Annotated in this window: 21 protein-coding genes; 13 read left to right on the forward strand and 8 right to left on the reverse strand. The window is 54.6% G+C overall.

Annotated elements, in window-relative coordinates:
• Position 1 precedes the first annotated feature (1 nt).
• The 3 genes from pdxB to AC2IBB_RS22785 form a co-directional block, all read right to left on the reverse strand.
• Positions 2-1,147, reverse strand: coding sequence for a 4-phosphoerythronate dehydrogenase PdxB (pdxB, locus tag AC2IBB_RS22775; RefSeq protein WP_486329028.1), 1,146 nt, complete (start codon positions 1,145-1,147; stop codon positions 2-4).
• A 30-nt stretch (positions 1,148-1,177) separates the two neighbouring features.
• Complete coding sequence (locus tag AC2IBB_RS22780; protein WP_486329029.1) at positions 1,178-2,359, reverse strand: DEAD/DEAH box helicase; 1,182 nt, start codon at positions 2,357-2,359, stop codon at positions 1,178-1,180.
• A 234-nt stretch (positions 2,360-2,593) separates the two neighbouring features.
• Positions 2,594-3,136, reverse strand: coding sequence for an elongation factor P hydroxylase (locus AC2IBB_RS22785; RefSeq protein ID WP_486329030.1), 543 nt, complete (start codon positions 3,134-3,136; stop codon positions 2,594-2,596).
• A 410-nt stretch (positions 3,137-3,546) separates the two neighbouring features.
• On the opposite strand from AC2IBB_RS22785, the gene dsbD reads away from it, so the two are divergent.
• Entirely contained in the window at positions 3,547-5,460 is a 1,914-nt protein-coding gene (dsbD, locus tag AC2IBB_RS22790; protein ID WP_486329031.1) for a protein-disulfide reductase DsbD, read from the forward strand.
• Between the two features lie 44 nt (positions 5,461-5,504).
• Complete coding sequence (locus AC2IBB_RS22795; protein WP_486329032.1) at positions 5,505-6,392, forward strand: DMT family transporter; 888 nt, start codon at positions 5,505-5,507, stop codon at positions 6,390-6,392.
• A 4-nt stretch (positions 6,393-6,396) separates the two neighbouring features.
• Here the strand turns inward: AC2IBB_RS22795 and tusA are convergent, their stop codons facing one another.
• A complete protein-coding gene (gene tusA / locus AC2IBB_RS22800) occupies positions 6,397-6,660 on the reverse strand; it encodes a sulfurtransferase TusA (protein ID WP_486329033.1) in 264 nt (87 codons plus the stop codon).
• Between the two features lie 119 nt (positions 6,661-6,779).
• Between tusA and AC2IBB_RS22805 the strand changes: the two genes are divergently transcribed.
• The gene (locus tag AC2IBB_RS22805; RefSeq protein ID WP_486329034.1) at positions 6,780-7,064 is read left to right on the forward strand and encodes an antibiotic biosynthesis monooxygenase family protein; all 285 of its coding nucleotides are present in this window, start codon (positions 6,780-6,782) and stop codon (positions 7,062-7,064) included.
• Positions 7,065-7,148: 84 nt separating this feature from the next.
• Here AC2IBB_RS22805 and rlmM read toward each other — a convergent pair whose 3' ends face one another.
• Both rlmM and AC2IBB_RS22815 read right to left on the reverse strand, forming a co-directional pair.
• On the reverse strand, positions 7,149-8,300 hold the full coding sequence (rlmM, locus tag AC2IBB_RS22810) for a 23S rRNA (cytidine(2498)-2'-O)-methyltransferase RlmM (RefSeq protein WP_486329035.1): 1,152 nt from the start codon (positions 8,298-8,300) through the stop codon (positions 7,149-7,151).
• 90 nt (positions 8,301-8,390) lie between these two features.
• Positions 8,391-9,017 carry an alpha/beta family hydrolase gene (locus tag AC2IBB_RS22815; RefSeq protein WP_486329036.1) on the reverse strand — a complete coding sequence of 209 codons (627 nt, stop codon included), beginning with the start codon at positions 9,015-9,017 and terminating at the stop codon, positions 8,391-8,393.
• A 558-nt stretch (positions 9,018-9,575) separates the two neighbouring features.
• Here AC2IBB_RS22815 and ccoN point away from each other — a divergent pair.
• The 10 genes from ccoN to hemN all read left to right on the forward strand — a co-directional run bounded on the left by ccoN (position 9,576) and on the right by hemN (position 19,654).
• The gene (gene ccoN / locus AC2IBB_RS22820; protein WP_486329037.1) at positions 9,576-11,021 is read left to right on the forward strand and encodes a cytochrome-c oxidase, cbb3-type subunit I; all 1,446 of its coding nucleotides are present in this window, start codon (positions 9,576-9,578) and stop codon (positions 11,019-11,021) included.
• A gap of 19 nt (positions 11,022-11,040) precedes the next feature.
• Complete coding sequence (ccoO, locus tag AC2IBB_RS22825; protein WP_486329038.1) at positions 11,041-11,643, forward strand: cytochrome-c oxidase, cbb3-type subunit II; 603 nt, start codon at positions 11,041-11,043, stop codon at positions 11,641-11,643.
• Positions 11,644-11,648: 5 nt separating this feature from the next.
• Positions 11,649-11,834 carry a cbb3-type cytochrome oxidase subunit 3 gene (locus tag AC2IBB_RS22830; protein ID WP_486329039.1) on the forward strand — a complete coding sequence of 62 codons (186 nt, stop codon included), beginning with the start codon at positions 11,649-11,651 and terminating at the stop codon, positions 11,832-11,834.
• Positions 11,827-12,720 carry a cytochrome-c oxidase, cbb3-type subunit III gene (ccoP, locus tag AC2IBB_RS22835; RefSeq protein ID WP_486329040.1) on the forward strand — a complete coding sequence of 298 codons (894 nt, stop codon included), beginning with the start codon at positions 11,827-11,829 and terminating at the stop codon, positions 12,718-12,720. Before AC2IBB_RS22830 ends, ccoP begins: the two co-directional genes overlap by 8 nt.
• 110 nt (positions 12,721-12,830) lie before the next feature.
• A complete protein-coding gene (ccoG, locus tag AC2IBB_RS22840) occupies positions 12,831-14,264 on the forward strand; it encodes a cytochrome c oxidase accessory protein CcoG (RefSeq protein ID WP_486329041.1) in 1,434 nt (477 codons plus the stop codon).
• Between the two features lie 14 nt (positions 14,265-14,278).
• Complete coding sequence (locus AC2IBB_RS22845) at positions 14,279-14,794, forward strand: FixH family protein (RefSeq protein WP_486329042.1); 516 nt, start codon at positions 14,279-14,281, stop codon at positions 14,792-14,794.
• The gene (locus tag AC2IBB_RS22850) at positions 14,787-17,225 is read left to right on the forward strand and encodes a heavy metal translocating P-type ATPase (protein ID WP_486329043.1); all 2,439 of its coding nucleotides are present in this window, start codon (positions 14,787-14,789) and stop codon (positions 17,223-17,225) included. The genes AC2IBB_RS22845 and AC2IBB_RS22850 overlap by 8 nt, the downstream gene beginning before the upstream one ends.
• Before the next feature lie 9 nt (positions 17,226-17,234).
• Positions 17,235-17,468, forward strand: a complete 234-nt coding sequence (ccoS, locus tag AC2IBB_RS22855; protein ID WP_486329044.1) for a cbb3-type cytochrome oxidase assembly protein CcoS — start codon at positions 17,235-17,237, stop codon at positions 17,466-17,468.
• Positions 17,461-18,201: a sulfite exporter TauE/SafE family protein gene (locus AC2IBB_RS22860; protein WP_486329045.1), complete on the forward strand. Its 741-nt coding sequence runs from the start codon at positions 17,461-17,463 to the stop codon at positions 18,199-18,201. Before ccoS ends, AC2IBB_RS22860 begins: the two co-directional genes overlap by 8 nt.
• 76 nt (positions 18,202-18,277) lie before the next feature.
• Positions 18,278-19,654 carry an oxygen-independent coproporphyrinogen III oxidase gene (gene hemN, locus AC2IBB_RS22865; protein WP_486329046.1) on the forward strand — a complete coding sequence of 459 codons (1,377 nt, stop codon included), beginning with the start codon at positions 18,278-18,280 and terminating at the stop codon, positions 19,652-19,654.
• 26 nt (positions 19,655-19,680) lie between these two features.
• Here hemN and AC2IBB_RS22870 read toward each other — a convergent pair whose 3' ends face one another.
• Together AC2IBB_RS22870 and AC2IBB_RS22875 are read right to left on the reverse strand one after the other, a co-directional pair.
• Positions 19,681-21,060, reverse strand: coding sequence for a hypothetical protein (locus tag AC2IBB_RS22870; RefSeq protein ID WP_486329047.1), 1,380 nt, complete (start codon positions 21,058-21,060; stop codon positions 19,681-19,683).
• A 178-nt stretch (positions 21,061-21,238) separates the two neighbouring features.
• On the reverse strand, positions 21,239-23,965 hold the full coding sequence (locus tag AC2IBB_RS22875; RefSeq protein ID WP_486329048.1) for a CHASE domain-containing protein: 2,727 nt from the start codon (positions 23,963-23,965) through the stop codon (positions 21,239-21,241).
• Between the last annotated feature and the right edge of the window lie 13 nt (positions 23,966-23,978).

Here is a 23,978-nt window from a genome sequence, read left to right on the forward strand (position 1 = left end):
GCTATTTCGAGCTAAGATTAAACCCAACCGCGCTCAGGGTGGCCAGGAGATCCGCTTTGCCGCCCTTGAGTTCAATCTTGATCCGATCAAACCCTCTGCGCACGCGATACTCTCTGCGCAAACGATCAAACTCCTGAGCCCGCAATGGCGCGTCCAAACGCAATGTACGCTTTAGCTGGCTGTCATCATGACGCACGTCATAACTTGCCCTAATGGCCGTATGCAGCGCCCAATCCGGATCAACTCCAGAAGAGAAAGCCATTCTACGCAAAGGCGGCTCAGGCAAGAACTGTCCCAGTTTATGCCGCACTGGCAAGCCGAGATAGCGGCTCAGGTGTTGATAGATAATCTCTGTTCCCGCCGTGCGGCCATCCAGCGTGTAGCCCGCAATATGCGGCGTAGCGAAGTGGCACAGCATCGCCAGCTCCACGTCAATGGCGGGCTCGTTGTTCCAGACGTCAAGCACGACGGTCAGGCCGTCCCCTCTCTGCAGCCGGCCCTTGAGTGCGACTTCGTCAATCACTTCGCCGCGACAGGTGTTGATCAGAATCTGGTCCGAACGCAAATTCTCGATCATCGCCGAGTTCAACAAGCCCCGCGTCGGACAGGGACCGGAATCCGTCAATGGGGTGTGCAAGGTAATGATGTCGCACTGCAACACCTCTTCCAGAGAAAACAGATTCTGCTCTCCTGCGGCCTCTCTGGGGGGATCATTGGATTTCACCTCAAGCCCCAGCAAGGTCAGCGCGCGCTCAAGTCGCCCGCCAATTTCACCGCGCCCGATAATGCCCACGGTCTTGTCTTCCAGATCGAAGCCCAACTGTTCGCTCAGTACGGACAGACAGCTCACCACATACTCAACCACAGCGCTGGCGTTACAGCCCGGCGCATTACTGAACCCCACTCCCCGTGAAGTGAGGTAGTCCATGTCGACATGATTACAGCCAATAGTGGCGGAGCCGACAAACTTCACACTGGTGTTTTCCAGCAGACGTTCGTCCACCCTGGTCACTGAACGCACCAGCAGCACATCCGCATCACGCAGGTGCTCATTGCTGATTTCACGCCCCGGAAGCGTATGAATTTCTCCCATTGATCCGAAAAACGGCTGCAGTAGGGGAATATTCTCATCTGCAACTATTTTCATCTTCCCTTTCCTCTTGGTCGGTATGCTCGGCTACTGCAGTAAATCATCATCCGGGTGAATCAGAGCCAGCTCATGACCCAGATATTTCTCCAGTTCCGGAATCAGGAAGGAATCATCCTCACAGGCGAAGCTGATGGAAACGCCCGTCGCGCCCGCGCGCCCGGTGCGCCCGATACGGTGAACGTAATCTTCCGGGTCGTCGGGGAGATTGTAATTGACCACGTGAGTCACTCCATCAATATGCAGACCACGGCCCGCGACATCGGTGGCGACCAGCACGCGGAAGTCGCCTTTACGGAAGCGCTCCAGCGTCTTTAAGCGTTTTTGCTGGGGTAATTCACCAGAGATAAGCTCATTTTTGATGGAGTGGCGATTCAAGGCCTCCGACAGGCTTCTGGTTTCGTCACGACGGTTACAAAAAACAATCACGCGACGAGTTTCACTGTCCTTCAACAGATTCACCAGCAGCTTGCGCTTGGCGCTGCTTTCCACCATATAGATGCGCTGGTCCACCGTTTTGGCGGGAAGATGATCCACCGCCAGCATGACTTCCACCGGTTCTTCAGTCCAACGCCGCGCCAGATTCTTGATGTCTTCACTGAAGGTCGCGCTGAACAGCAGAGTCTGCCTCTCTCTCGGCGTAGCCCGGACAATGCGTTTAACGTCGGGAATAAAACCCATGTCCAGCATGCGATCCGCCTCGTCCAGCACCAGCACTTCCACCTGATCCAGATAAATGTCGGCGCTGGTGAGATGATCGAGCAAACGGCCTGGTGTTGCGATCAACAGATCCACGGCTTCGTCGCGCAGCTTTCTGCGCTGACGATCCAGCTGGGTGCCGCCAATGACGGAAATAATATTCAGTTTCAAATGTTTGGCGAGGGCGCTGGCGTCTTTCTCAATCTGCAACGCCAACTCACGGGTCGGCGCCACCACCAGGGCTCTCGGTTCGCTGGAGAAGCGCTCTTCAGTCGGAATGGGATTGGAGACCAGACGCTGCAGGATAGTGATCAGGAACGCGGCGGTCTTACCGGTGCCAGTCTGCGCCTGACCGATCAGGTCTACGCCCTGCAGCGTGTGCGGCAGCGTCTGGCCCTGAATGGGGGTGCAGCGCTCAAATGTCAGATCGCTAATAGCCTGCTCAAGTTTTGGGTGTAGATTCAGAGAAGAAAAGAGGACGGCGTTATCCGTCGTTTGATCACTAACTGTCATGATTTTTGAAGATATTCCCGGCAAACCGACGTAGTCCAAACCCCATACTTTATGCGATGGGCGACAGGACCTGCAATGTTTGCAATTAATTGTTTAAAACAAGCCCGCCAACGCCTCATTCGCCAACCGCCCGCTCTTTGCGACAGGCCCAGTGAATGGGATATTGAGAAGCTTATCCGCAGACGCTCCATCGCGCACCGCTTATTCGGGTTATTCCGGGATCTCCGCAAACATTCATAGTTTATCCAGTGCAAACAGAGACAGTCCGAAATTTTCCCGCCCTATGTATGTGTCCAAAAAACAGTCCAGAAGTTGCTGGGCGCGCGGCGGCAACCCTTCTTGCAGATAGCGTCGCGCCTGTTCATGAACGGCGGCCTTGAAGGCCTCTTCCCCGGCGGCGCCTTGACCGTCGAGATTGTCGAAACTGATAAAAAACTTTACGCCACAGGCTTCCGCCAGAATCCACTCCAACGCCTGCGGCTTGACTTCAACCCGCTCAAACTCCGCCTGACGTTGAGCGCTGCGGCCATCAGGCTCGTACCAATACCCGTAGTCGGCCTGTTGGCGACGCGTTTCGCCTGCGATACACCAGTGGGAAATCTCATGCAATGCGCTATTCACAAAGCCATGAGCAAAATGAATTTCATTACATCCACCTGTCGCGGAAGCGGGCAAGTAAACAGGTTCGCCTTGTCCGCGCACCAGCACTGTATTCAGTGTTTCACGGAACAAACCGTCGAACAAAAGCTGCAAGTCATGCGCCGTAGCGGCCGGCATGGAGAAGTCTAATCTGGAATAACTCGACAACGCGTAAAAAACCCCGATGCGTGACAGCTCCATGTCGCTACAATCAAGCCGGACGGCATGCCCGTCTTATGGAAGCCCCATCGCCTGTGCGAAGCACTTAGAGTATAGGCGCTGCGACTTATTCAGGCGGTTCTTAAAAATAGTTTAACTTAACCGCAGAAAGTCGCGCAGACAGGGGCCTTGGATTATGATGGCCGATTATCGATTTTATGGATAAGGTAATCAATTGTAATTTCAACGAGAAGTTCAAGTTTTTTGAACCTCCGGCCCGGTAAATTGTCATATTGAACCAGTCCATGCCCGCGCAACCAAAGGGACGCCCGGGTAACAGGAGCGCTGGATAGCGCCACTTTTAATTTTAAGCACCTGTAGCGAGAAACATGCCCCTAATACTCAGAGCCCTATTCATACTGACGCTGCTTTGCTGCGCAGCAGTCAGAGCGGAAAGCAACCTGTTCGGCGACAATAGCGGCTTTCTGGCCGAGCCGGAATTCCTGCCTGTGGAAGAGGCCTACCGGTTCTCGTCATCGGTGGAAGGCGATGAGTTGATTCTCCATTGGAAAATTGAAGAAGGCTACTACCTCTACAAAGACCGCACGTCGGTGACGACAGACGCGGAAGGCGTGGCGCAAGGCCGCTGGGCTTACTCTTCCCCCGGCGAAGAGAAAGAAGACCCCTATTTCGGCAAAGTCTTCGTATATCATGACGACCTCACCATTCGCGTGCCGGTGGCCGCGCCGGATGGGACGGAGGTTGAGTTTAAAGTCCGTTACCAAGGCTGCGCAGAAGCCGGCCTGTGTTACCCGCCGCAAACAGTATCCGCACTATTTATTGGCGACGACTCAGGAAGCCCCCCCTCCCCTACTTCTGCTGAAGCGCCTGCCGACCCCAACGCCGTTACGAGCGCGCAATCTGTCTCATCGAGCGCAATCGCACCCGCTGCGCAACCCAGTTCAGAGAGTGTTGATTTCACGTCCTCCACATCAATTACAGACTATCTGATTTCTCAAGGCCTGCTCTTCAGCTTTTTCATTCTGATGGCGGTGGGCATAGGTCTGGCGTTCACACCCTGCGTGTTCCCCATGGTGCCTATCCTGTCGAGCATTATCGTCGGACAGAAAGAAGTCACTATGCTGCGCTCGTTTATCTTGTCCTTTAGTTACATCATGGGCATGGCCGCCGTATATACCGCGCTGGGCGCCGCCGCAGGCCACTTCGGCGAACTGGGTCAGGACGCCAACATTCAGGCGCAAGTACAGAAGCCCTGGATATTGATCACGTTCAGCGGCTTGTTCGTGTTGCTCTCCCTGTCCATGTTCGGTTTCTATGAGCTGCAGATGCCTTCGTTTTTACGTGACAAGCTCAGCGGTATGAACAGCAAGCAACAGGGCGGCGAAGTCATTAGCGTATTCATTATGGGGTTGCTGTCCGCACTGGTGGTGTCGCCTTGCGTATCAGCCCCCTTGATCGCAGCGTTGGGTTACGCCGCCTACCTGGGCTCGGCTTTCGAAGGCGGCGTCGCATTGTTCGGACTCAGCCTGGGCATCGGTTTGCCGCTACTCATTCTTGGCACTGGCGGCACCAAACTATTGCCTCGCGCCGGCGCCTGGATGGAGCATGTGAAACATGTCTTCGGCGTCGCCCTGCTGGGCGTGGCTATCTGGATGCTGGAGCGTATTCTGCCGCCGGAAGCCACCCTGACTCTGTGGGCGGTATTGATCGGCGTCTCAGCGGTTTATATGGGCGCCTTCACCAATGTCGAGTCCGGTTGGAGCGGCTGGCAAAAACTCAGCAAAGGATTGGGGCTGGTGTTTTTCGTATACGCCGTCACTCTGATGCTGGGCGCAGCGGCGGGCGCTAACGACCCACTCCGCCCACTTGCGCCTTACGCCATCAAGTCCGCCGTGGCCGCAACCGGCGGCCCGGCGGCGCAGGCGTTGACGTTCGTAAAAGTCACTTCGCCGGAGCAGCTCGACCGGGAGGTCGCCCAAGCCTCCGCGAATGGCAAGCCGGTCATGGTGGACTTTTATGCAGACTGGTGCATCAGCTGCAAAATCATGGAGCGGGAAACCTTTGTTTTACCGGAGGTGCAAGCAGGTCTTAGCCGCTTCCACCTTATCAAAGCGGACGTCACTGACAATGATCAGGGCAACCAAGCGCTACTCAAACGCTACGGCATATTCGGTCCTCCCGCGTTTGTGTTTTTCGACGCAAATGGAACGGAACTGGCGTCCAAACGTTTCCTAGGCGAAATCTCCAAGAACGCGCTTCTTAATCACGTTAAAGACATATAAACTTCGCGGCGTCGCAATCATCCATCATCAGGGGTTGTCAGCGCATGCCGCAAGATCGTTTTCTGCGGGGAGTGGCGTTCATCATTCTCGGCGAATGCTTTTTCGTGCTTACCGGCATGGTAGTGAAGCATATCAGCCTGGACGCTCATGTCTGGCAGATGGTATTTTTCCGCAACCTCTTCGGTCTGGCGCTTCTTACACCTCTTCTGCTCCGCTCAGGGCGTAGCGCTTTCAAGACCCAGCGATTACCGCTACATTTTCTCCGCGCCGCCCTTGGCGTCGCCGCTTTTTCCTGTTTGATCTACACTTTCGCGTCCATTCGCCTAGCGGAAGCCACCATGCTGAAACTGATGCTGCCGCTATTTATTCCAGTCATCGCCTGGGCCTGGCTACGAGAGCGCCCGACGCCGATTTTGGCGCTTTCTCTGGGTTTAGGATTCCTCGGCGTTATCATTATTCTGCAACCAGACAGCCTTGCCGCCGCAGCGCGCCTCGCCATCCTCGCGGGATTAAGCGGAGCTTTATTCGCCGCTGGCGCCAAAGTGGTTATCGGTCGCTTAGGCGCCACCGAGCCCAGCGTCCGCATCGTTTTCTACTTCAACCTGTTCAGCAGCATACTGTCCTGCATTCCCATGCTCTGGTATTGGCGTGCTCTGGAGCCGATCATCCTGGTTTGGCTGTTTCTATTCGCCATATTGGCGACAGTCGGCCAACTATCAACCACCCACGCCTATACACTGGCGTCGCCGGGCAAAATAGGCCTGTACAGCTATGCATCGCTACCAATTGCGGGCCTGCTGGGATGGTTGATCTGGAGCGAAGAGCTGTACTTGGAGCTCTGGATCGGAAGCGGCCTGATTGTCCTGGCTGGCGCACTGACCTTCTTCTATAGTCGGTCCAGAAAGTCGGAGATTGCGACCGCCAAAAACTGACGCTTCAGCCGCCAGCTTTACGGATATGATAAAAAAACTGCTTGTCCCGCTCGCCTGCAGCCAGTAATTCATGACCCAGAAACTGACAGAACTTGGGGATATCTCTCTGAGTGGAGGGATCTGTCGCTAATACTTCGATAACGCATCCCACTTCCACATCATTGATACGGTTATGCAACATCATGACCGGCTCCGGGCAAAACAAGCCGCACACATCCATAACACTGTCGATTGAGTATTCTGCGCTTTCGTTCTTGCTATCGTTCATTGCAACCTCTCCATTTCGTGGCGGCGATTATACACCCTCAACGCAGCACGGGCCTCAATTGCTTGGCATTGCTTGTTATACTCATACCAATAAATACTACAAAACCGGAGGGGAGCCTCATGATCCGCGTGTTGATCGAACGCCACATCGCCAAAACCCTGGAAACCAACTACGAATACACGGCGAAAAAAATCCTGCAGGCGGCCGTGCAGGCGCCCGGGTTTCTCTCCGGCGAATCGCTGCGCAACGCAAACGAACCCAATTACCGAGTGATCTGGTCAACCTGGCGTTCTGTGCAGGACTGGCAGTCCTGGCAGTCTTCGGAAAAACGCAAGGCATTAATGGCGGAGCTGATCCCAATGATGGATAGAGAGGAGAAAGTCACCATTCTGGAGCACGCCTGAAACGGCCGCTCAGTTAAGCACAAACAAACGAGCTCAGAGGGCGACGCCATAAGCTCGACTACCAGCTGTCCGACCGGAAAAAGATCAGTGCTTCTGGAAAGCGGTCAAAAAGTGCCCTGTGAGCGCCAGCACGGTGACTTCTTCGCGATCATGATATAACTGCTTCACGCGGACTTCCGATTCTATGTCAGCGCCGAGAAGGCGCTCCTGCAGCCGTTGCAGACAGGCTTCCACCTCATCCATCCGCGTCTTCATGGGCAACTTCAGATTGAACAGCGCGTATGTGGTCCAGTCGTAACACAACCAGTCAGCCATTCGCTCCAGGGTGCGTTTTGGTTTGTCCACGATGTCGCATACAACCCATTCGACTTTTCGCTGCGGCTTATAAACGTATCCGTCGTCACTGACATAGGTCACCGCCGGGTCCTCCAAAAGCTCCTGCTGCAGCGCGCCATGATCAACCGCCGTCATCTTCACGCCCTGGGTCACCATATACCAGGTCCAACCGCCCGGCGCCGCGCCCAGATCCACGCCCCGCTGACCGCGTTTCAATACAAACTCACGCTCCGCCGGCGTCAACATGGTCAGAAACGCCTCCTCTATTTTCAATGCGGAACGGCTCGGGGCTTCATCCCGAAATCGTAAACGAGGTATGCCTAAAGGCAGAGGACTGCTGTTGGGATAGGTCGCCAGAGCGGCGATGATGTGTTGGCCGGATAGACAAACCAGATGTAGCTGAGGCAGCTCTTCAGATTTGGCTTTACTCAGCACCCCTGCATTACGCAAGGCGGCGCTCATCGGCGCCGTCAGTTTTCTGGCCAGCTTCTGCAGAGAGCCCGCGTCGTCCTCCAGCGGCGTTTCGATATGCAGGAACCCGAACACGCCACCGCCACGCAGCGCCTCGACAACCGGCGACACCCGATCAGTGGCGTCTTCGATTTCGAGGTCATGCAACGCGCAAAATACCTGCCGCGCAAAAATGCAGCGGCTCACATTTATCTCTTTATATACATCCACCGCATTACCCTGGGAGCAACGCCAAAATACGACGCCTGATCCCTTGTCTATTTTTGAGTAGCCATAAACAAACTGCAGTGAAGCAATATTCTGCAGCTCTTGTGCGCATTCCGCTTCAAATCCGGGCCTGCAATAGGCGAGAAGTCCGATGGCGGAATATTTACCGGAGCTTAAAGAAGTACGTTTTCGGGAGGAACTAGAAGGGTGCTTTTGCGACATCCGGGCATTTCCAATCATCAATTCATCGACACGCCAAGGCGCGACCGGGTAAAGGCCGCTATTGTCGTTGATCCTGTCGCCCTGGGCAAATCAGCGAAGCATAAAGGTCAGCGCGGCCTGCGCCGCCGTACGCCAGTTTTGCTCCTTGCTCAAACCGGAGGCCTTGCGCGGGGCCAGATCATGATTGCCATCAGGAAGCCATTCGATGGCGCCCTGCTCCCCCAAGTATTGCTCCATACTTTCCGCACTTCCGCCAAATGGGTCGCGCTCACCTTGCAGTATCAATCCCGGAAGCTGAATACTCGCCAAGTGCTCCGTCCTGAGCTTTTCCGGTTTGCCTGGGGGGTGAAAGGGATAACCAAACGCCAGCCATCCTTTCACACGTTCGCCGCCTTTCGGCAGGTCCGCCGCCAGCATACTGGCCATGCGTCCACCCATGGATTTGCCCGCCAGAAAAACCTCCGCATCAGGAGAACAGTTTCCCAGCGCCTCTGCAAAGCAACTCAGCAACTTCTCCTGACGGTCTGGCGGACGCTTCTTTCCAGTGTCGCGACGCTCTTGCATATAAGGAAACTCAAAGCGCACAACTTTAACGCCGCCTTCGCCAATCTCCTGTGCGATAAAGGACATGAAATCGGAGTCCATCGGCGCGCCAGCGCCATGGGCGAATAAAAGAACCTTCCGGGCCTGTTCCGGGCCGTCAACCATAAAGCGCATGCGCCCTCCACCAGCTAAAAATCAATATAAAAACTGCGATCTGACAAAATATTCATCTTTGCGCGAAGGCCGTCATTATCACGATCTTGCCTTCTTTATTAAAGGAAGGAGCCGCCCCACATGAAATTGACCAGAAATCAGCCAGAAATCATCTATTATTTCTAGTAGTTATTTAGGCATTGGGTGAGAGGGATTTCCTGTCCTTTGGTCATTGCTTCACATGCCCTGAGACTTCCCTTGCAGTAAAGTCGAAGACAGACGCTCCCCCTTCTGAACTAACGCATCCGCCCTCCGGTTTATAACGCGTTTGATGCATATCAAGCAGGGGAAAAAATATGTGGAGATAATGACTTGGCCAAGCATATTAAGTTGACAGCCCTATTGCGCAACTCTTATGCTTCGGCCCGCTGTCGAGGGGGGAGGAAAAAGAGGCCCCTGGTTTCTGGATCCTGAAAGCCTGACATTCGAACTGGGCGACAACTCAAAATTGCAAAAGCATAAAGAACTCGCCAGCAGGTTTGCGCCGTATTAATCAACTCAGGGTAGGAATAGTCACTAATGAATACAGTAAGTGCTAACGAAACCTACAACTACAAGGTGGTGCGTCAGTTCGCCATCATGACGGTTGTTTGGGGTATAGTGGGCATGGCTGTCGGCGTGCTTATCGCAGCACAGCTGGTCTGGCCGGAGCTAAACACTCACTATCCATGGTTCCACTTTGGTCGTCTGAGACCTCTGCATACTAACGCCGTTATCTTCGCATTCGGCGGCTGTGCTCTTTTCGCCACTTCCTACTATGTAGTCCAACGCACCAGTCAGGCTTCTCTGTTTTCCAATGGTCTGGCCAGCTTCACCTTCTGGGGCTGGCAGGCGATTATCGTACTGGCCGCTATCACGCTGCCTCTGGGTTACACCACGTCCAAAGAATACGCTGAGCTGGAATGGCCGATCGATATTCTGATCGCGGTTGTCTGGGTGGCTTACGCTATTGTTTTCTTTGGCACGGTCGCCAAGCGTAAAAGCAAGCATATATACGTCGCCAACTGGTTCTTCGGCGCTTTTATTATTACTGTCGCCATTCTGCACATCGGCAACAGCATGGCGATCCCTGTTTCAGCCATGAAGTCTTATTCTGTATACGCTGGCGCCATCGACGCAATGGTGCAATGGTGGTGGGGCCATAACGCAGTAGGATTCTTCCTGACCGCCGGCTTCCTGGGCATTATGTACTACTTCGTTCCCAAACAAGCGGAGCGTCCTGTTTACTCTTACCGCCTGTCCATCGTTCACTTCTGGGCGTTGATCAGCATCTATGTCTGGGCCGGCGCGCACCACTTGCACTACAGCGCACTGCCTGACTGGGCGCAAAGCGCAGGTATGGTTATGTCACTGATCCTGCTGGCGCCCTCCTGGGGCGGCATGATTAACGGCATGATGACCCTGTCCGGCGCATGGCATAAGCTGCGCACTGATCCGGTGCTGCGCTTCCTGGTCGTCTCTCTGTCTTTCTACGGTATGTCCACGTTCGAAGGCCCGATGATGTCCATCAAGACCGTCAACGCGCTTTCCCACAACACTGACTGGACTATCGGCCACGTTCACTCAGGCGCTTTGGGCTGGGTGGCGATGATCTCCATTGGCGCGCTTTATCATCTGATCCCCCGTCTGTATGGCCTGAAACAAATGTACAGCGTGCAACTGGTCAACGTTCACTTCTGGCTGGCGACCATCGGCACCGTACTGTACATCGCGGCGATGTGGGTCAACGGTATTATGCAAGGCCTGATGTGGCGCGCAGTTAACGAAGACGGCACCCTGACCTACAGCTTCGTACAGGCGCTGAACGCCAGCTACCCTGGCTACAAAGTGCGCGTCCTGGGCGGCGCCATATTCCTGACCGGTATGCTGGTCATGGCGTACAACACCTGGAAAACCGTCAGACAACGCGACGCCAAAGCGATAGATGCGCTGCCGCAAGCTGACTCTGTTCCACAAGCTGTTTAACTGAGAGGGAGAGAATTCGATGAATCATGAAGTCGTCGAGAAAAACCTTGGCTTGATGATCCCTCTGATTGTGGTTGCAATCAGCTTCGGTGTACTCGTAGAAGTCGTACCATTGTTCTTCACCAAAGAAGTGACGACACCGGTTAAAGGCCTCAAGCCGCTGAACGCATTACAGTTGGAAGGACGCGATATTTATATCCGTGAAGGCTGCACCGTATGCCATACACAGATGATTCGTCCGTTCCGTGCGGAAACCGAGCGCTATGGCCACTACTCTGTCGCCGGTGAATCCGTTTATGAGCACCCATTCCTGTGGGGCTCCAAGCGTACTGGTCCAGACCTGGCCCGCGTGGGAGAAAAATACAGCGACGCCTGGCATCGGGCTCACTTGTATGATCCCCGCGACGTGGTTCCAGAATCCAACATGCCCGCCTTCCCATGGCTGTTCACCAACAAGGTGGACCCGTCAAAAACTGCAGCCAAACTGAACGCTCTCAGCAAAGTCGGCGTACCTTATACCCAAGAGGACATTGACGGCGCAGCGGAAATGGTTGAAGGCAAGTATGAGATTGAAGCCCTGGTTGCTTACCTGCAGCAACTGGGCACAGCAATCAAACGGTAAGTTCAATGGATATTAATACTGTCCGCGGGTTAGCCACCCTGTTCATCATGGCGGCGTTCATCGGTCTAGTGGTATGGGCTTACAGCTCCAAACGGAAGAAGACGTTTGACGAAGCTGCAAACCTGCCCTTTGAAGATGACGAAGCGGACGCTAAGTCAGTACGCGAAGCGGAGACTAAAAAACATGACTAGTTTCTGGACCGGATGGATATCTTTTATCGTCCTGGGATCAATATTTGGATGCGCCTGGTTGTTGTGGGTGACCCGCAAAAGCCAGAAGTTCGATACCGAGACCGAGCAGACCATGGGTCACTCGTTCGATGGCATCGAAGAGTATGACAATCCCCTGCCCCGCTGGTGGCTGGTTCTGTTTATGGGAACCATTTTCTTCGGGCTGGCTTATCTGGTTGTTTATCCTGGTCTGGGCAGCTACAAGGGCCTTTTTGGCTGGACATCCGTAAACCAGTGGGAAGAGGAAGTGAAAAAGGCGGAAGAAACTTACGCCCCTATTTTCGCCAAGCTGGCGGCCACGCCTATCGAAGAGCTGGCTAAGGATGAAAACGCCATGAAAATCGGCCAGCGTCTGTTCGCCAACAATTGCGCTGTTTGCCATGGCAGCACCGCACATGGCGCTACCGGCTTCCCCAACCTGACCGATAATGACTGGCTGTACGGCGGCTCGCCAGAGAAGATCAAAGAGACCATCACTGGCGGTCGCAACGGTTCAGCCATGCGCGCATGGAAAGACGAGATTGGCGACGAAGGCGTTAAACAAGTCGCCCACTATGTTCGCTCCCTGAGCGGTCAAGAAGATGTGGATACGGCAATGGCGACTAAAGGCGCTGAAGTCTTTGCTGCGAACTGCGTCATTTGCCATGGCGAAGGTGGTGAAGGGAGCCATGACATGGGCGCGCCCAACCTGACTGACGGCATCTGGTTATATGGCGGCACTCAGGCAATCGTAGAAGCCACCGTGCGCAACGGCCGGGGCGGCGTCATGCCGGCTTTCGAAAACCAATTGAGCAAAGAGCGCATTCACCTCTTGGCCGCATACATCTACTCCTTATCTCATCGCTAGACGCTTCGATGCCGGGGCCCGCATTGCGGGGCTCCGGCGGTTTTAGTCTCCTTAGCTTTGCTCAATTGTCGTTTGAACAAAGCTAAAGTGATTAAACCTTGGACAGCATCATGAGCACTAAGATCCCAGTCCAAAATATCGATCCGCAAGACGCTTCCACCGCAAAGGTCAAAACGGTCGAACTTTATGAAGCCCGCAAGAAGATTTACGTCAAGGAAATAAGCGGCGTCTTCCAAAAAGTCCGCTCCTTCTCTCTCTGGTTCCTGATGGGAATGTACTTCCTGTTCTGCTGGATCAGCGTAGACGGGCAGCAACTGGTGCTGTTCGATTTGCCAAACCGCAAGTTCCATATCTTTGGCGCTATTTTCTGGCCGCAGGACTTTGTGCTCCTGTCCTGGCTACTGATCATTTGCGCCTTTGGGCTCTTCTTCATCACCACCCTGTTCGGGCGGGTCTGGTGCGGCTATACCTGTCCGCAAACTGTCTGGACGTTCATATTCATGTGGCTGGAAGAGCGTATTGAAGGCAGCAGGAATCAGCGCATGAAGCTGGATCAGGCTGCCATGAACAAACAAAAGGCGCTGAAGAAGACGGCTAAACACGTTTCCTGGTTGTTGGTAGCCTTCGCCACCGGTCTGACTTTCGTGGGGTACTTCTATCCTATCCGCGAGCTGGTCCCTGATTTCTTCACCTTTGATATCAGCTCCGGCTGGGCGTATTTCTGGATTGCCTTCTTCACCCTCGCTACCTATATCAATGCGGGCTGGATGCGCGAACAGGTCTGTCTGTACATGTGTCCGTACGCACGTTTTCAATCGGTCATGTTCGACCGGGATACCTTGGTTGTATCCTATGACCCCAACCGCGGCGAGCCTCGCGGAAGCCGCAAGCGCTCTGCGGACCCGAAGGAAGTCGGCCTCGGCGATTGCGTGGACTGCGGCATGTGCGTGCAGGTATGCCCAACCGGCATCGATATCCGGGACGGCCTCCAGTATGAGTGCATCGGTTGCGCTCTATGTATTGACGCCTGTGATTCCGTAATGGAAAAAATGGAGTACCCAAAAGGGCTGATCAGCTACACCACAGAACAGAAGCTGGAGGGCAAAGACTCCAAACTGTTGCGACCACGCACCCTTGGTTATGGTCTGGCGCTGCTTATCATGATGTCAGCTTTCGCCGTCAAACTGGGGACGCGCCTTCCTGTTGAGCTGGATGTCATTCGTGACCGAGGCGCGTTGTTCCAGACCAACGCTAAAGGTTACATTGAAAACGCCTATACCCTGCAGTTGATGAACATGTCCGACCAGGAGCGCACCTTTGTGATTACCGTAGAAGGCATAGACACGATCAGCATCTCCGGTAAAAGCGAATTCACGTTAGAGCCTTCAGAAGTACGTTCAATCCCTATGGCGGTTGAGGTCAAACCCAACGCGATGACTGAACGTAATCATGATATCGTGTTTAAAGCGCAGGCTGTCGACGACGCCTCCGTAAAAATTGATTCCGAAAGTCGTTTTCTAGGTCCTGCGCCGGTTAAATTTTAATGAGTGATTCTGCTATGTCGGCTGGTATTAGTCTGCCTTGGTATAAAGAAAAGTGGGTATGGTTGTTAATCGGCTTGCCCGCCTCTTCTGTTTTGTTCAGTATTTTGATGGTCACCCTCGCTGTGCAGGGCAAAGACACGCTGGTCAAAGACGACTATTACAAGGACGGTCTGGCGATCAACCAGGAGTTGGCCAAGGACCGCATCGCGCAAAACTATGGGCTATCCGCACAGGCCCGCGTTGATGAAGAGGGTCGCATAAAGCTGGAGTTGACGTCCGGGATTCCCATCAAGAAAGCGGAGCGTCTGAACATTCAGTTCATTCACCCCACGTTGGCGGAGCATGACTACAAAGTCGCCCTCCTTGCGCAGGAAGACGGCTATTACGGCATTATGCCCAGCCCAATCGAAGGCCGACGGTACATTCAAGTGTCCGACGCAGACGGAACCTGGCGCCTGAAAGGCGAGAGCTGGTTTCCCACTGACGCCAAAATCACGCTGAGCCCGGCTGTGCCGACTGAGAATGAGTGAAGCCGAAAAGTGCTATCACTGCAGTAACCCGGTTCCCGCCTCCCTCAACCTGAATGTCACCGTGGGTGGTGAGGAACATGCAGTGTGTTGCCGCGGCTGCCAGGCAGTCGCCAATCTCATTCACAACGACGGGCTGCAACAGTTTTATCGCTTCCGGGACCAGCGCCTGGAAGCGCCGGAACCGATATCCTCTCTGGACCGCTCCAAGTATGCGCTGTATGACAGAGACGACGTGCTGTCTTCCATCGCTACTCAGCCCACCGCTGAAGGCAAACGCAGCCTGTCCTTGTCGCTTGAAGGTATTACCTGCGCCGCTTGCGTCTGGCTGATTGAGCAGTTTGTACGTAAGTTGCCCGGGGTTGACGAGTTCTGGGTGAATCTGAGCAATCACCGCGCCGCTCTGACCTGGAAACAAGAAGCCACGCCGCTCAGCGAAGTGCTATTGCAACTGCAGTCCATTGGCTTTCGCGGCTATCCTTTTTCCGCCACGGAAGAAGAGAAGCGACTTGCGGATGAACAAAAGACCATGCTGGTGCGCCTGGGCATCGCCGGCATCGGCATGATGCAGAACATGATGCTGGCGGTGCCGATGTACTTCGGCCTGCTGCAGGATACGCAGGAATACATTGACCTATTTCGCTTCATCAGCCTGATTGTGGCGATGCCAGTGATTCTGTACTCCGCGCGCCCATTCTTCAGCGCAGCATTACGGGACCTCAAGCTCCGACATCTGACCATGGACGTTCCTGTTTCGCTGGCGATCGGGGGCGCCTTCGCCGCCAGTGTCTGGATCACTTTCCGTGGCGGACCGGAGGTGTACTTCGATTCCGTCTGCATGTTCACCTTCTTTTTGCTGCTGGGCCGCTACCTGGAAAGTCGCGCGCGCATGTCCGCCGTTCAGTCCAACGCCCGCCTGAAGCAAAAGGCGCCGCAATTCGTCGACCTTCTGCCAGGCCAGACCAAGACACGTCCATTCGACTTGACGACAGCGCAATTGACTCCCTTACGGGATGTTCGCGTCGGCGACCACATTTTGTTTAAAGCGGGCGATCTGATCCCCGTCGATGGAAAAATCGTGCAAGGCGAGTCCTCCGTCAATGAGGCGGCGCTAACCGGCGAGTTCATGCCCCAATCCCGGTGCGCCGGGGACACGGTATTAAGCGGCAGCGTCAATATTGACAATTCTCTGGTGGTGCGCGTCACGGCCCTCGATCAGGATTCCCACCTTTCCACCATCAACAGGCTGGTGGAGAGAGCCTTACAAGAGCGGCCGCAGCTCAGCGCGGTGGCGGATCGAGTCGCCAGCTATTTCGTCGCTGGCGTATTACTGACCGCCGCCATCGTAGGTTTTATCTGGTGGGACATAGACCCGGATCACGCTTTCGCCATTACGCTCTCCGTACTGGTCGTCACCTGTCCCTGCGCACTGTCGCTGGCCACCCCCACCGCGCTTACCACCGCCACCACCGCATTACGGCAATCAGGACTGGTCATCACCCGCGGCCATGTTCTGGAAACGCTGGCCCGCGCTTCACGCGTCGTGTTCGATAAAACCGGCACACTGACACAGGGTGAGTTGAGTCTGGTGAAAATTGACAATCGCTCAGACTATTCAGACACCGAACTACTCGCCATCGCCGGGTCGCTGGAATGGGATAATCCACACCCTATCGCAAAAGCCTTCCATGATTATTCCCCCAAGCCGGCGGAGCAGATTCGCAACTATACCGGACAAGGCGTCGAAGGAATGCGCAACGGGCTCAGCTACCGTCTTGGCAGCCTGAAATTCGCAACCGAGAAGTTGCCGCACCCCCATGGCGTCACACCGGAGAACTATCAAACCGTGGCGCTGGCGGACGCAACACACCTCCTCGCGCTGTTTTACCTTACCGACAGCCTGCGCCCTTCTGCTAAAGAAGCCTTGCGCCAGTTACAACAGGAGCAAAATCTGCGTACGGCCATTTTATCCGGCGACAGCTCAGCCGCCGTCGAGACTGTCGCCACTGAACTGGCCGTGAGCGATATGGAAAAGTCCTGTTCGCCAGAAGGCAAACTGGAACGGGTCAAGCAATGGCAACGCGCAGGCGAGACTGTCGTCATGGTTGGCGATGGAGTCAATGACGTGCCAGTGATGGCTGGCGCGCACCTGGCAGTGGCGATGAATAATGCGACAGACCTGACCCAGGTCCGCGCAGACGCAGTTATCCTGAACGGAGATTTGCGCACATTCGCATTCGCTGTCAAAAAAGCGCGGCGCACGTACCGCATTATCCGCCAAAACCTGTCCTGGGCGCTCTGCTACAATCTACTCGCCCTGCCCCTGGCCGCCGCTGGCTATGTGCCGCCTTACGCCGCCGCAATCGGCATGTCCGTCAGCTCGTTGATTGTTGTCCTCAACGCTCTTAGACTGTCCGGCGTTCAAAAGCCATAAGGCCTCGCTATGCAGATACTGTTCGTCCTGATCCCTCTCTCCATCGCGCTCATTACCGTCGCCGTCATTATATTTCGCTGGGCGGTTCGCTCCGGTCAGTACGACGACCTGGAAGGTCCTGCGCACAGCATCTTGTTCGATGACGATGAAAAGATGATTCCCGGTAACGAAGCAGACAAGAAAGACAAACAGGAATCCTCCACTCAGTCCTCCGAGGACGCTTCACACAAGCACGATGCATGAGCTGTTACTGATCGTTAACGCCTTCCTGGTCGGCCTGTTCGGCAGCGGCCACTGCATCGCCATGTGTGGAGGCATCGCGGGCGCGCAATCCTTCGCCAACGGCGGCGAGGGCTCGCCCAAAACCTCCTGGCTGTTTCTATTCAACTTCGGGCGCTTATGCAGTTATGCGCTGATTGGCTTACTGGCGGGGTTTCTGGGGGAAGCGCTGGCGTTGAACGAGACGCTACTGATCATTCTGCGCACGATAGCAGCCATTATGATCATTCTGATGGGGCTTTACGTCGGTCAGTGGTGGATGGGCCTAACCCATATCGAACGCCTTGGAGGGAGGCTATGGAGCCGAATTTCGCCTCTTAGCAAATCGCTTGGCGAGCGCCAGGGGCCACATATCAGCTTTGCTTTAGGGTTGCTCTGGGGGTGGCTGCCCTGCGGTCTGGTCTACAGCGCCCTCGCCTGGTCAATGTCAAACGCGGACGCTTCGCTATCGGCGCTGCTTATGTTCTGCTTCGGCCTGGGCACCCTGCCCAGCATGCTGGCGGCGGGATTGTTCACTTATCACTTGCGACGCTGGCTGAGCAACCTGTCTGTGCGTCGCGTGTTTGGCGGGCTGCTCATCCTGTTCGGCCTGTGGACATTGCCCGTGCATTTTGCTGGCCTTTTCGCCGGACAAGGGGGAAATCACCAGCACGGCTCTCCCGCTCCGCCCTCTCCCGCTGAACACTCTGGGCATTGATGCATATCAAACCCGACTGACCATCTCGGATATACAATGACGCTTCCAATCTGTTGCTAGAAGTGCGAGCGCCGTTGTGAAAAATATTTACTGGAATGAGAGCCTGATCCGCAAATACGATCTGCAGGGCCCCCGATACACCTCCTACCCCACCGCCGTCGAATTCCAGAACGATTTCCCCATTACCGCCGTTGATGAAGCGGCCGCCGCCAGCCGGGCGGCAAACCGCTCGTTATCGCTGTATCTGCATATCCCGTTCTGCGCGCGCCTTTGTTATTACTGCGCCTGCAACAAAATCATCACCAAACGTCGAGAAAAAGCGATTCCCTACCTTGAGGCGCTGTATCGCGAAGTCGCCCTGCAAAGCAAGCTTTTCGGCGCGGACCGTCTGGTGGAGCAACTGCATTGGGGCGGCGGCACGCCCACTTTTCTGGCGCCGCAGCAGATGCGGGACCTGATGAATGAACTGCGCACGCACTTTCGCTTTATGGACAATGATCAGGGCGACTATTCTATTGAAATCGATCCCCGGGAAGCCGACGACGAAACGCTGACCACATTGCGTGAAATTGGCTTTAATCGCATCAGCTTGGGCGTGCAGGATTTCAATCCCGCCGTCCAGAAAGCAGTGAACCGGATTCAAAGCGAAGAACTGACTTTGAATGTGCTGCGTAAGGCGCGAGAGCTGGGCTTTCGTTCTATTAACATCGACCTGATCTACGGACTCCCTTTGCAAACGCCAGACTCATTCCGCAAGACCGTAGACACCATCATCGATTTCGCCCCAGACCGACTTTCGGTGTTCAATTACGCGCATATGCCGCAGCGCTTTATGCCCCAACGTCGCATTCGCGATGAAGATCTGCCACGCCCGGAGGATAAACTGACCATCCTGCAGCAATCCGTCGACCAACTGATCGCAGCGGACTATCGTTTTATCGGCATGGACCACTTCGCCAAGCCCGGCGATGAGCTATCCATCGCTCAGGAGAAGGGGGAGCTACATCGCAACTTCCAGGGCTACACCACTCATGGCGACTGCGACCTCATCGCCATGGGCGCCTCCAGCATCAGCATGCTGGATCGTTGCTACTACCAGAACTGCTACGACCAGGAAAGCTACGAAACGGCCATGACCGAGAACCGGCTTCCGATTATCAAAGGCGTGCAGTTGAATGATGACGACGTCGTCCGCCGCAAAGTCATCGTCGAACTGATCTGTAACTTCAAAATTGAATACCGCCGCATCGAAGCCCTGTTCAATATCGACTTCGCCCACTATTTCCAGGGAGAACTAAGTATTTTGCAGGATATGGCGGAAGACGGGCTGGTCACCTTCACCCGCGACGGACTACATGTGAATCCAACAGGAAGACTGCTGATCCGAGGCGTCTGCAAAGTGTTTGACCGCTACCGGACACAGACGCAACAGGGGTTTTCCAGGATTATCTAATTTCCCATGGCATAAGCGCGGCTTTCTCAGCCGCGCTCTCTCTGGTTATCCATGGCGATCGAGCCTGAGCGATCAAACTTATATCTGAAGAAGTCCCCCAAATCGACCATTGATGTCGACTTGTTGAGATAAACAGAAGCGGACATCTCTTTCAGTTTGACCTGCAGAAGCGTCATCTCAGCGATGAAGCGGTCCGTCAGTGATTCCGCGCCGCCCTCTTTTTCAAGCAGTTTGTCTGTCGGCATGCTCAAGAAATAATTGATGTATTCCGGCAACCAGGAAAACACCAGTTTCTGGAAGTCGTGTTTGTCATCCTGAAAGACAGACTGGCGGCTAATGTAGGGCAGCAGATAATCGATAAGGTGGTCAATCTCCCCGACTAACGCTCTGGTCTCGTTGAGTCCCATGTCGCTCAAGCGCGTCATCAAACGCTGCCTGGAGGCTTTCCAGTCAAGCATTCCCTTTGACTTGATCAGGGACCGATAGTGGTCCGCCTCCAGACCCAATTGATTGATCCATTGAATGTCTTCAGCACCGAGCCCGGCGTCGCGCCATTTGCGCCTGGTCTTGAGCAGGTCTGCGTAAACGTCGTAAATACATGCGCATGTCAAATGAATAAGCCTGGCGTTGTCGCGGTTGTTGAAGTGGTGTTGCTGAAGATCAAAGGTCGCCGGATCATGCTCTTCCGCCGAGGTCGATAACGCCAGGACAAGCTCCGTCAGTATTGGGTTCTCCACATACTCCACCCCACTTTCACTGAATTCCTTTAATAATTTCTCCCGCGCCAGCTCAACCTCTTTCTCGGCGTTCAATGCATTGAGTTTCTTGCCTGCGCTGTTCAGCCCGTATTTAGCCAAAGTGGGCAACAAGGCGTGTCCGGCAATGGCGACCGCCGTTACTGGATTGATCATCGCAACCAATCCCCCCACCAGCAGCAGGCCGCCGGTCACTTTGTTTTCTACCCGGTCGATATTGTTCGCCACTTCTTTCAGGTATTGGCCAAACGCGCTGCCGTCATCTGGTGGAGGCGCTTCCGCGAGCATTGGCTCTACGATCAACTGCTGAATCATTTCTCTGGAGCAGTTCGACGGCGCGTGGAAAATGCGCTTTTTGGGAAGGCTGTTAAGCGGCTGAACGCCCGGCGGCAGCACCCGCATGGTATGCAGTACATAGCCCTGCTCAGCAAGACGAAAAGGAACTATAAAGTAGTGTTTCTCATCCATGTCCTCGTACAAGGACGGCGCAGTCTGGTTTGAGGAAAACAACTGCAGTTTACCGACGCTTTCCTTCACACGCTGGTATTGCTCATCCACTGATGACATCAGGTTGGACAGCGTTTCCCTGGACGATTGCACGGCGCCTTTCACGCCGCTGGTGATTGTTGAAGTTTTAAATTTGATAGCCATAACGCCCGTATCTTCCTCTGAATCAGGACGCGCCGCATTAACTTGGGTTATGACGCGTTCAACGAAGTCATAGCATGGTATCGATTATCAGCAGTGAATTCAGCAGTCTTAGTCGTCTATGGCCGCCAAATACCATAAGCGCGTGGTTCTGCTGTATCTGGGCAATGTCTTGCATAATTCAGGAAAGCACCGGCAATTCAAAATAAAACGTACAGCCCCCGCCCGGATTGTTGTGGAAGCCAATTTTGCCGCCATGTCTTTCGATGATGGCCTTGGAGATGTTGAGGCCGAGGCCGGTTCCGCTTTTGTTGCGGGTGTTGGAGGAGTCGGCCTGCGCGAAGCGGCCGAATATGCGGTTCTGGAACTCCGGCGGCACGCCAGGCCCTTTGTCGGTGACGGAAACCCGCGCGAAGCCGTTTTCCAGGATAACTGAAACCAAAATGTCCGTATGCGGAGGCGAAAACTTGGCGGCGTTGGAAATCAGGTTGGTCAACGCCTGAGTAAGACGTTCCTCGTCCGCTTCCACTATTATTACGCAGTCGGTCGGAAGCTTGAGAATGAAGCTGACGTTAGCGCTATGAGTCAGCCCTTGGTTGAGCGCCAGCACATCGCTGACATGTTGCGCCAGATTGATGCGGCTGAGCTGCAACGTCATTTCTCCTGACGCCATTTTTTTCAGATCCAATATAGCGTTCACCAAGTTGATCAGGCGATCCGTATTGCGTCTTGCAATATCAATCATATGCTCGTATCTCTCCGGCGCCGCCAGGGCGATCTTGGCGTCCAGCAATGTTAGTGAACCGTTGATGGCGGTCAATGGCGTCCGCAACTCATGACTGATGGTGGAAATGAATTCATCCTTGATTCGCTCCGCTTCCGCTCTTTCCGTCACATCCCGCACGATACAGAGATAAGACGCTGGCGGGGTTTGGGACAATCGCACAGTCTGCAGTTCCAAAGGGAAGTCCTGTCCATTACGACGTATCCCCTGCAAATAGCCCGGACCCGCTTCCATCACAGCGACGTCATGACTCGCGCCAGCGCCTGGCGTCTGAAAATCCGGCACCAGCACTCGGATATTCAGGCCCGCAAAGTCGGAGCAAGCGTATCCAAACAGGCTTTCCACCGCCGGGTTTACCGCGGTAATCGCTCCATCCTCCGTCACCGTCAGCAGACCATCCGGCGTGTGTTCGTAGATGGCTCGCAGGCGCTGCTCGCTGTGCCTTAGCTCCGCCGTGCGCTCATCGACCAGTATTTCCAGAGCCAGCGTGCGGCCGCTGAAGAACAGTGACACCATACCGCTGACGCCAGTAAAGAGCAGTCCCAACACATATACGATCCAGGCGTTGATAGATGTGTTTGCTGCGATATTGCTTTTGGTTGGGGCGATATCCAGATCCCACACCCTGTTCAGGACATTGAATTGGTGCTCCCATCGATACTGGCGGGCATGAATGACGTCTTCCTCTGTGGTCGACTGGGATACCCTCAGCTTTCCTTTATTGATTTCCATTTCCTGCATCACCTGGCGCTGTTCCGTAATGTCGCTGAGGGTAATGTGGTAGCCGTCCATACCCAGCAGGTTAACGAAATGTTTCAGCAATGAATGGATACGAAACACCGCCACCATGAAACCGTCCGGATAGTCTTCATCACTGGCTTCATCATCCTGATCTGACGCAGACGCAGGAGATGCCGCCCCATCCGGGCTCCCGTCGTTGAGAAAGTGCGGATAAAACACCAGAGTTCCTACATTATCTAAAGGGTGCTGCACTAAATTGATCGGGCCGGTCATGATCGGCTTTCTTGAGACTCTTGCGTCGGCGATGGCGGTCAAACGGGACGGATTGGAGGATACGTCAAACCCAAGCGCGCCCCGATTGCTTTCTAAAGGAAAGATGTAGCGTACGGGCAGATAAATCGGCTTTTCCGGCGAGCGGAGCAACTCGCCATCCCGCCGATGAACAATTCCCATGTCGGCGCCATAGTCTTCTTGCAGCCCGGCTTCAAACATCTCTCGTTCATAACTGCGCAGGTATGGATTCCAAGACATCGCCTGAAATCCCGGATACCGCGTCATCGCCCAGGATACCGCCTTTTCAAATCCGCTACGGTCAATGAGCGCCGTACGCGGAAGATTTTTCTCAATAGCCCTGGCCACATCCAAATGGGCCTCCAGACTTTGATTCAGGGCTGCTGAGAAGCCCTGAGCTTCGCTGAAGAAGCGTAACCTCAGGCTGCTCTCCTCCCAGGATTTAGCGTACAGAAAAGCGACCGTGGCCAAAAAGAAAGTGCCAAGCAGTGAAAATGTCACCGGCCAGCGACGCTTCTTCCAGGATTCACGTGGCTGCAGGCCCCACACCAATAAAAGCGGGGTAAAAACCACAACACCAATGGTATCGCCGATCCACCAGACGCCTAGGGAGCGCGCATAACTCTCTATGGGTATAAAGCCGGCCAAGAGTAAACTGCTGCTGCCGATAAAAGCATTAGACAGGCAGCTTGCAGGCCCGGCGAAAAACAAGAAACGAATAATCTCCGGAAGCTCAGCCAAGCGACCAGGATAATTGGCGAAACGTATGACCAGATAGCGACCCAGACAGGCCTGCAGGGCCGCACCCGCGCCAATCGAGATAAATGTAAACAACTGCCAAGGCCATATCTCGTCATCGGGAAAGCCTTGGGTAACGCTTAAGTTGTTAATCAGAGAGCCAAGAAAAACACCTGCGCTTAAGCGATAGCCGCCCAACAATACTGCAGCGAGTGCGATGCCGGAAGGAATCCAGATTGCCGTGACATAGGTGCTGTCAGTGGTCAGCCATAAACCAATTCTACCCGTGGCGAAATACGCCAGCGCAGTAAGCAGGTTACAGAGCAAGGTCCCGACGGCATGGGATTTGGCCATAATGTTGGAGAGG

The sequence above is a fragment of the Hahella sp. NS-SX17 genome, from assembly GCF_057367735.1.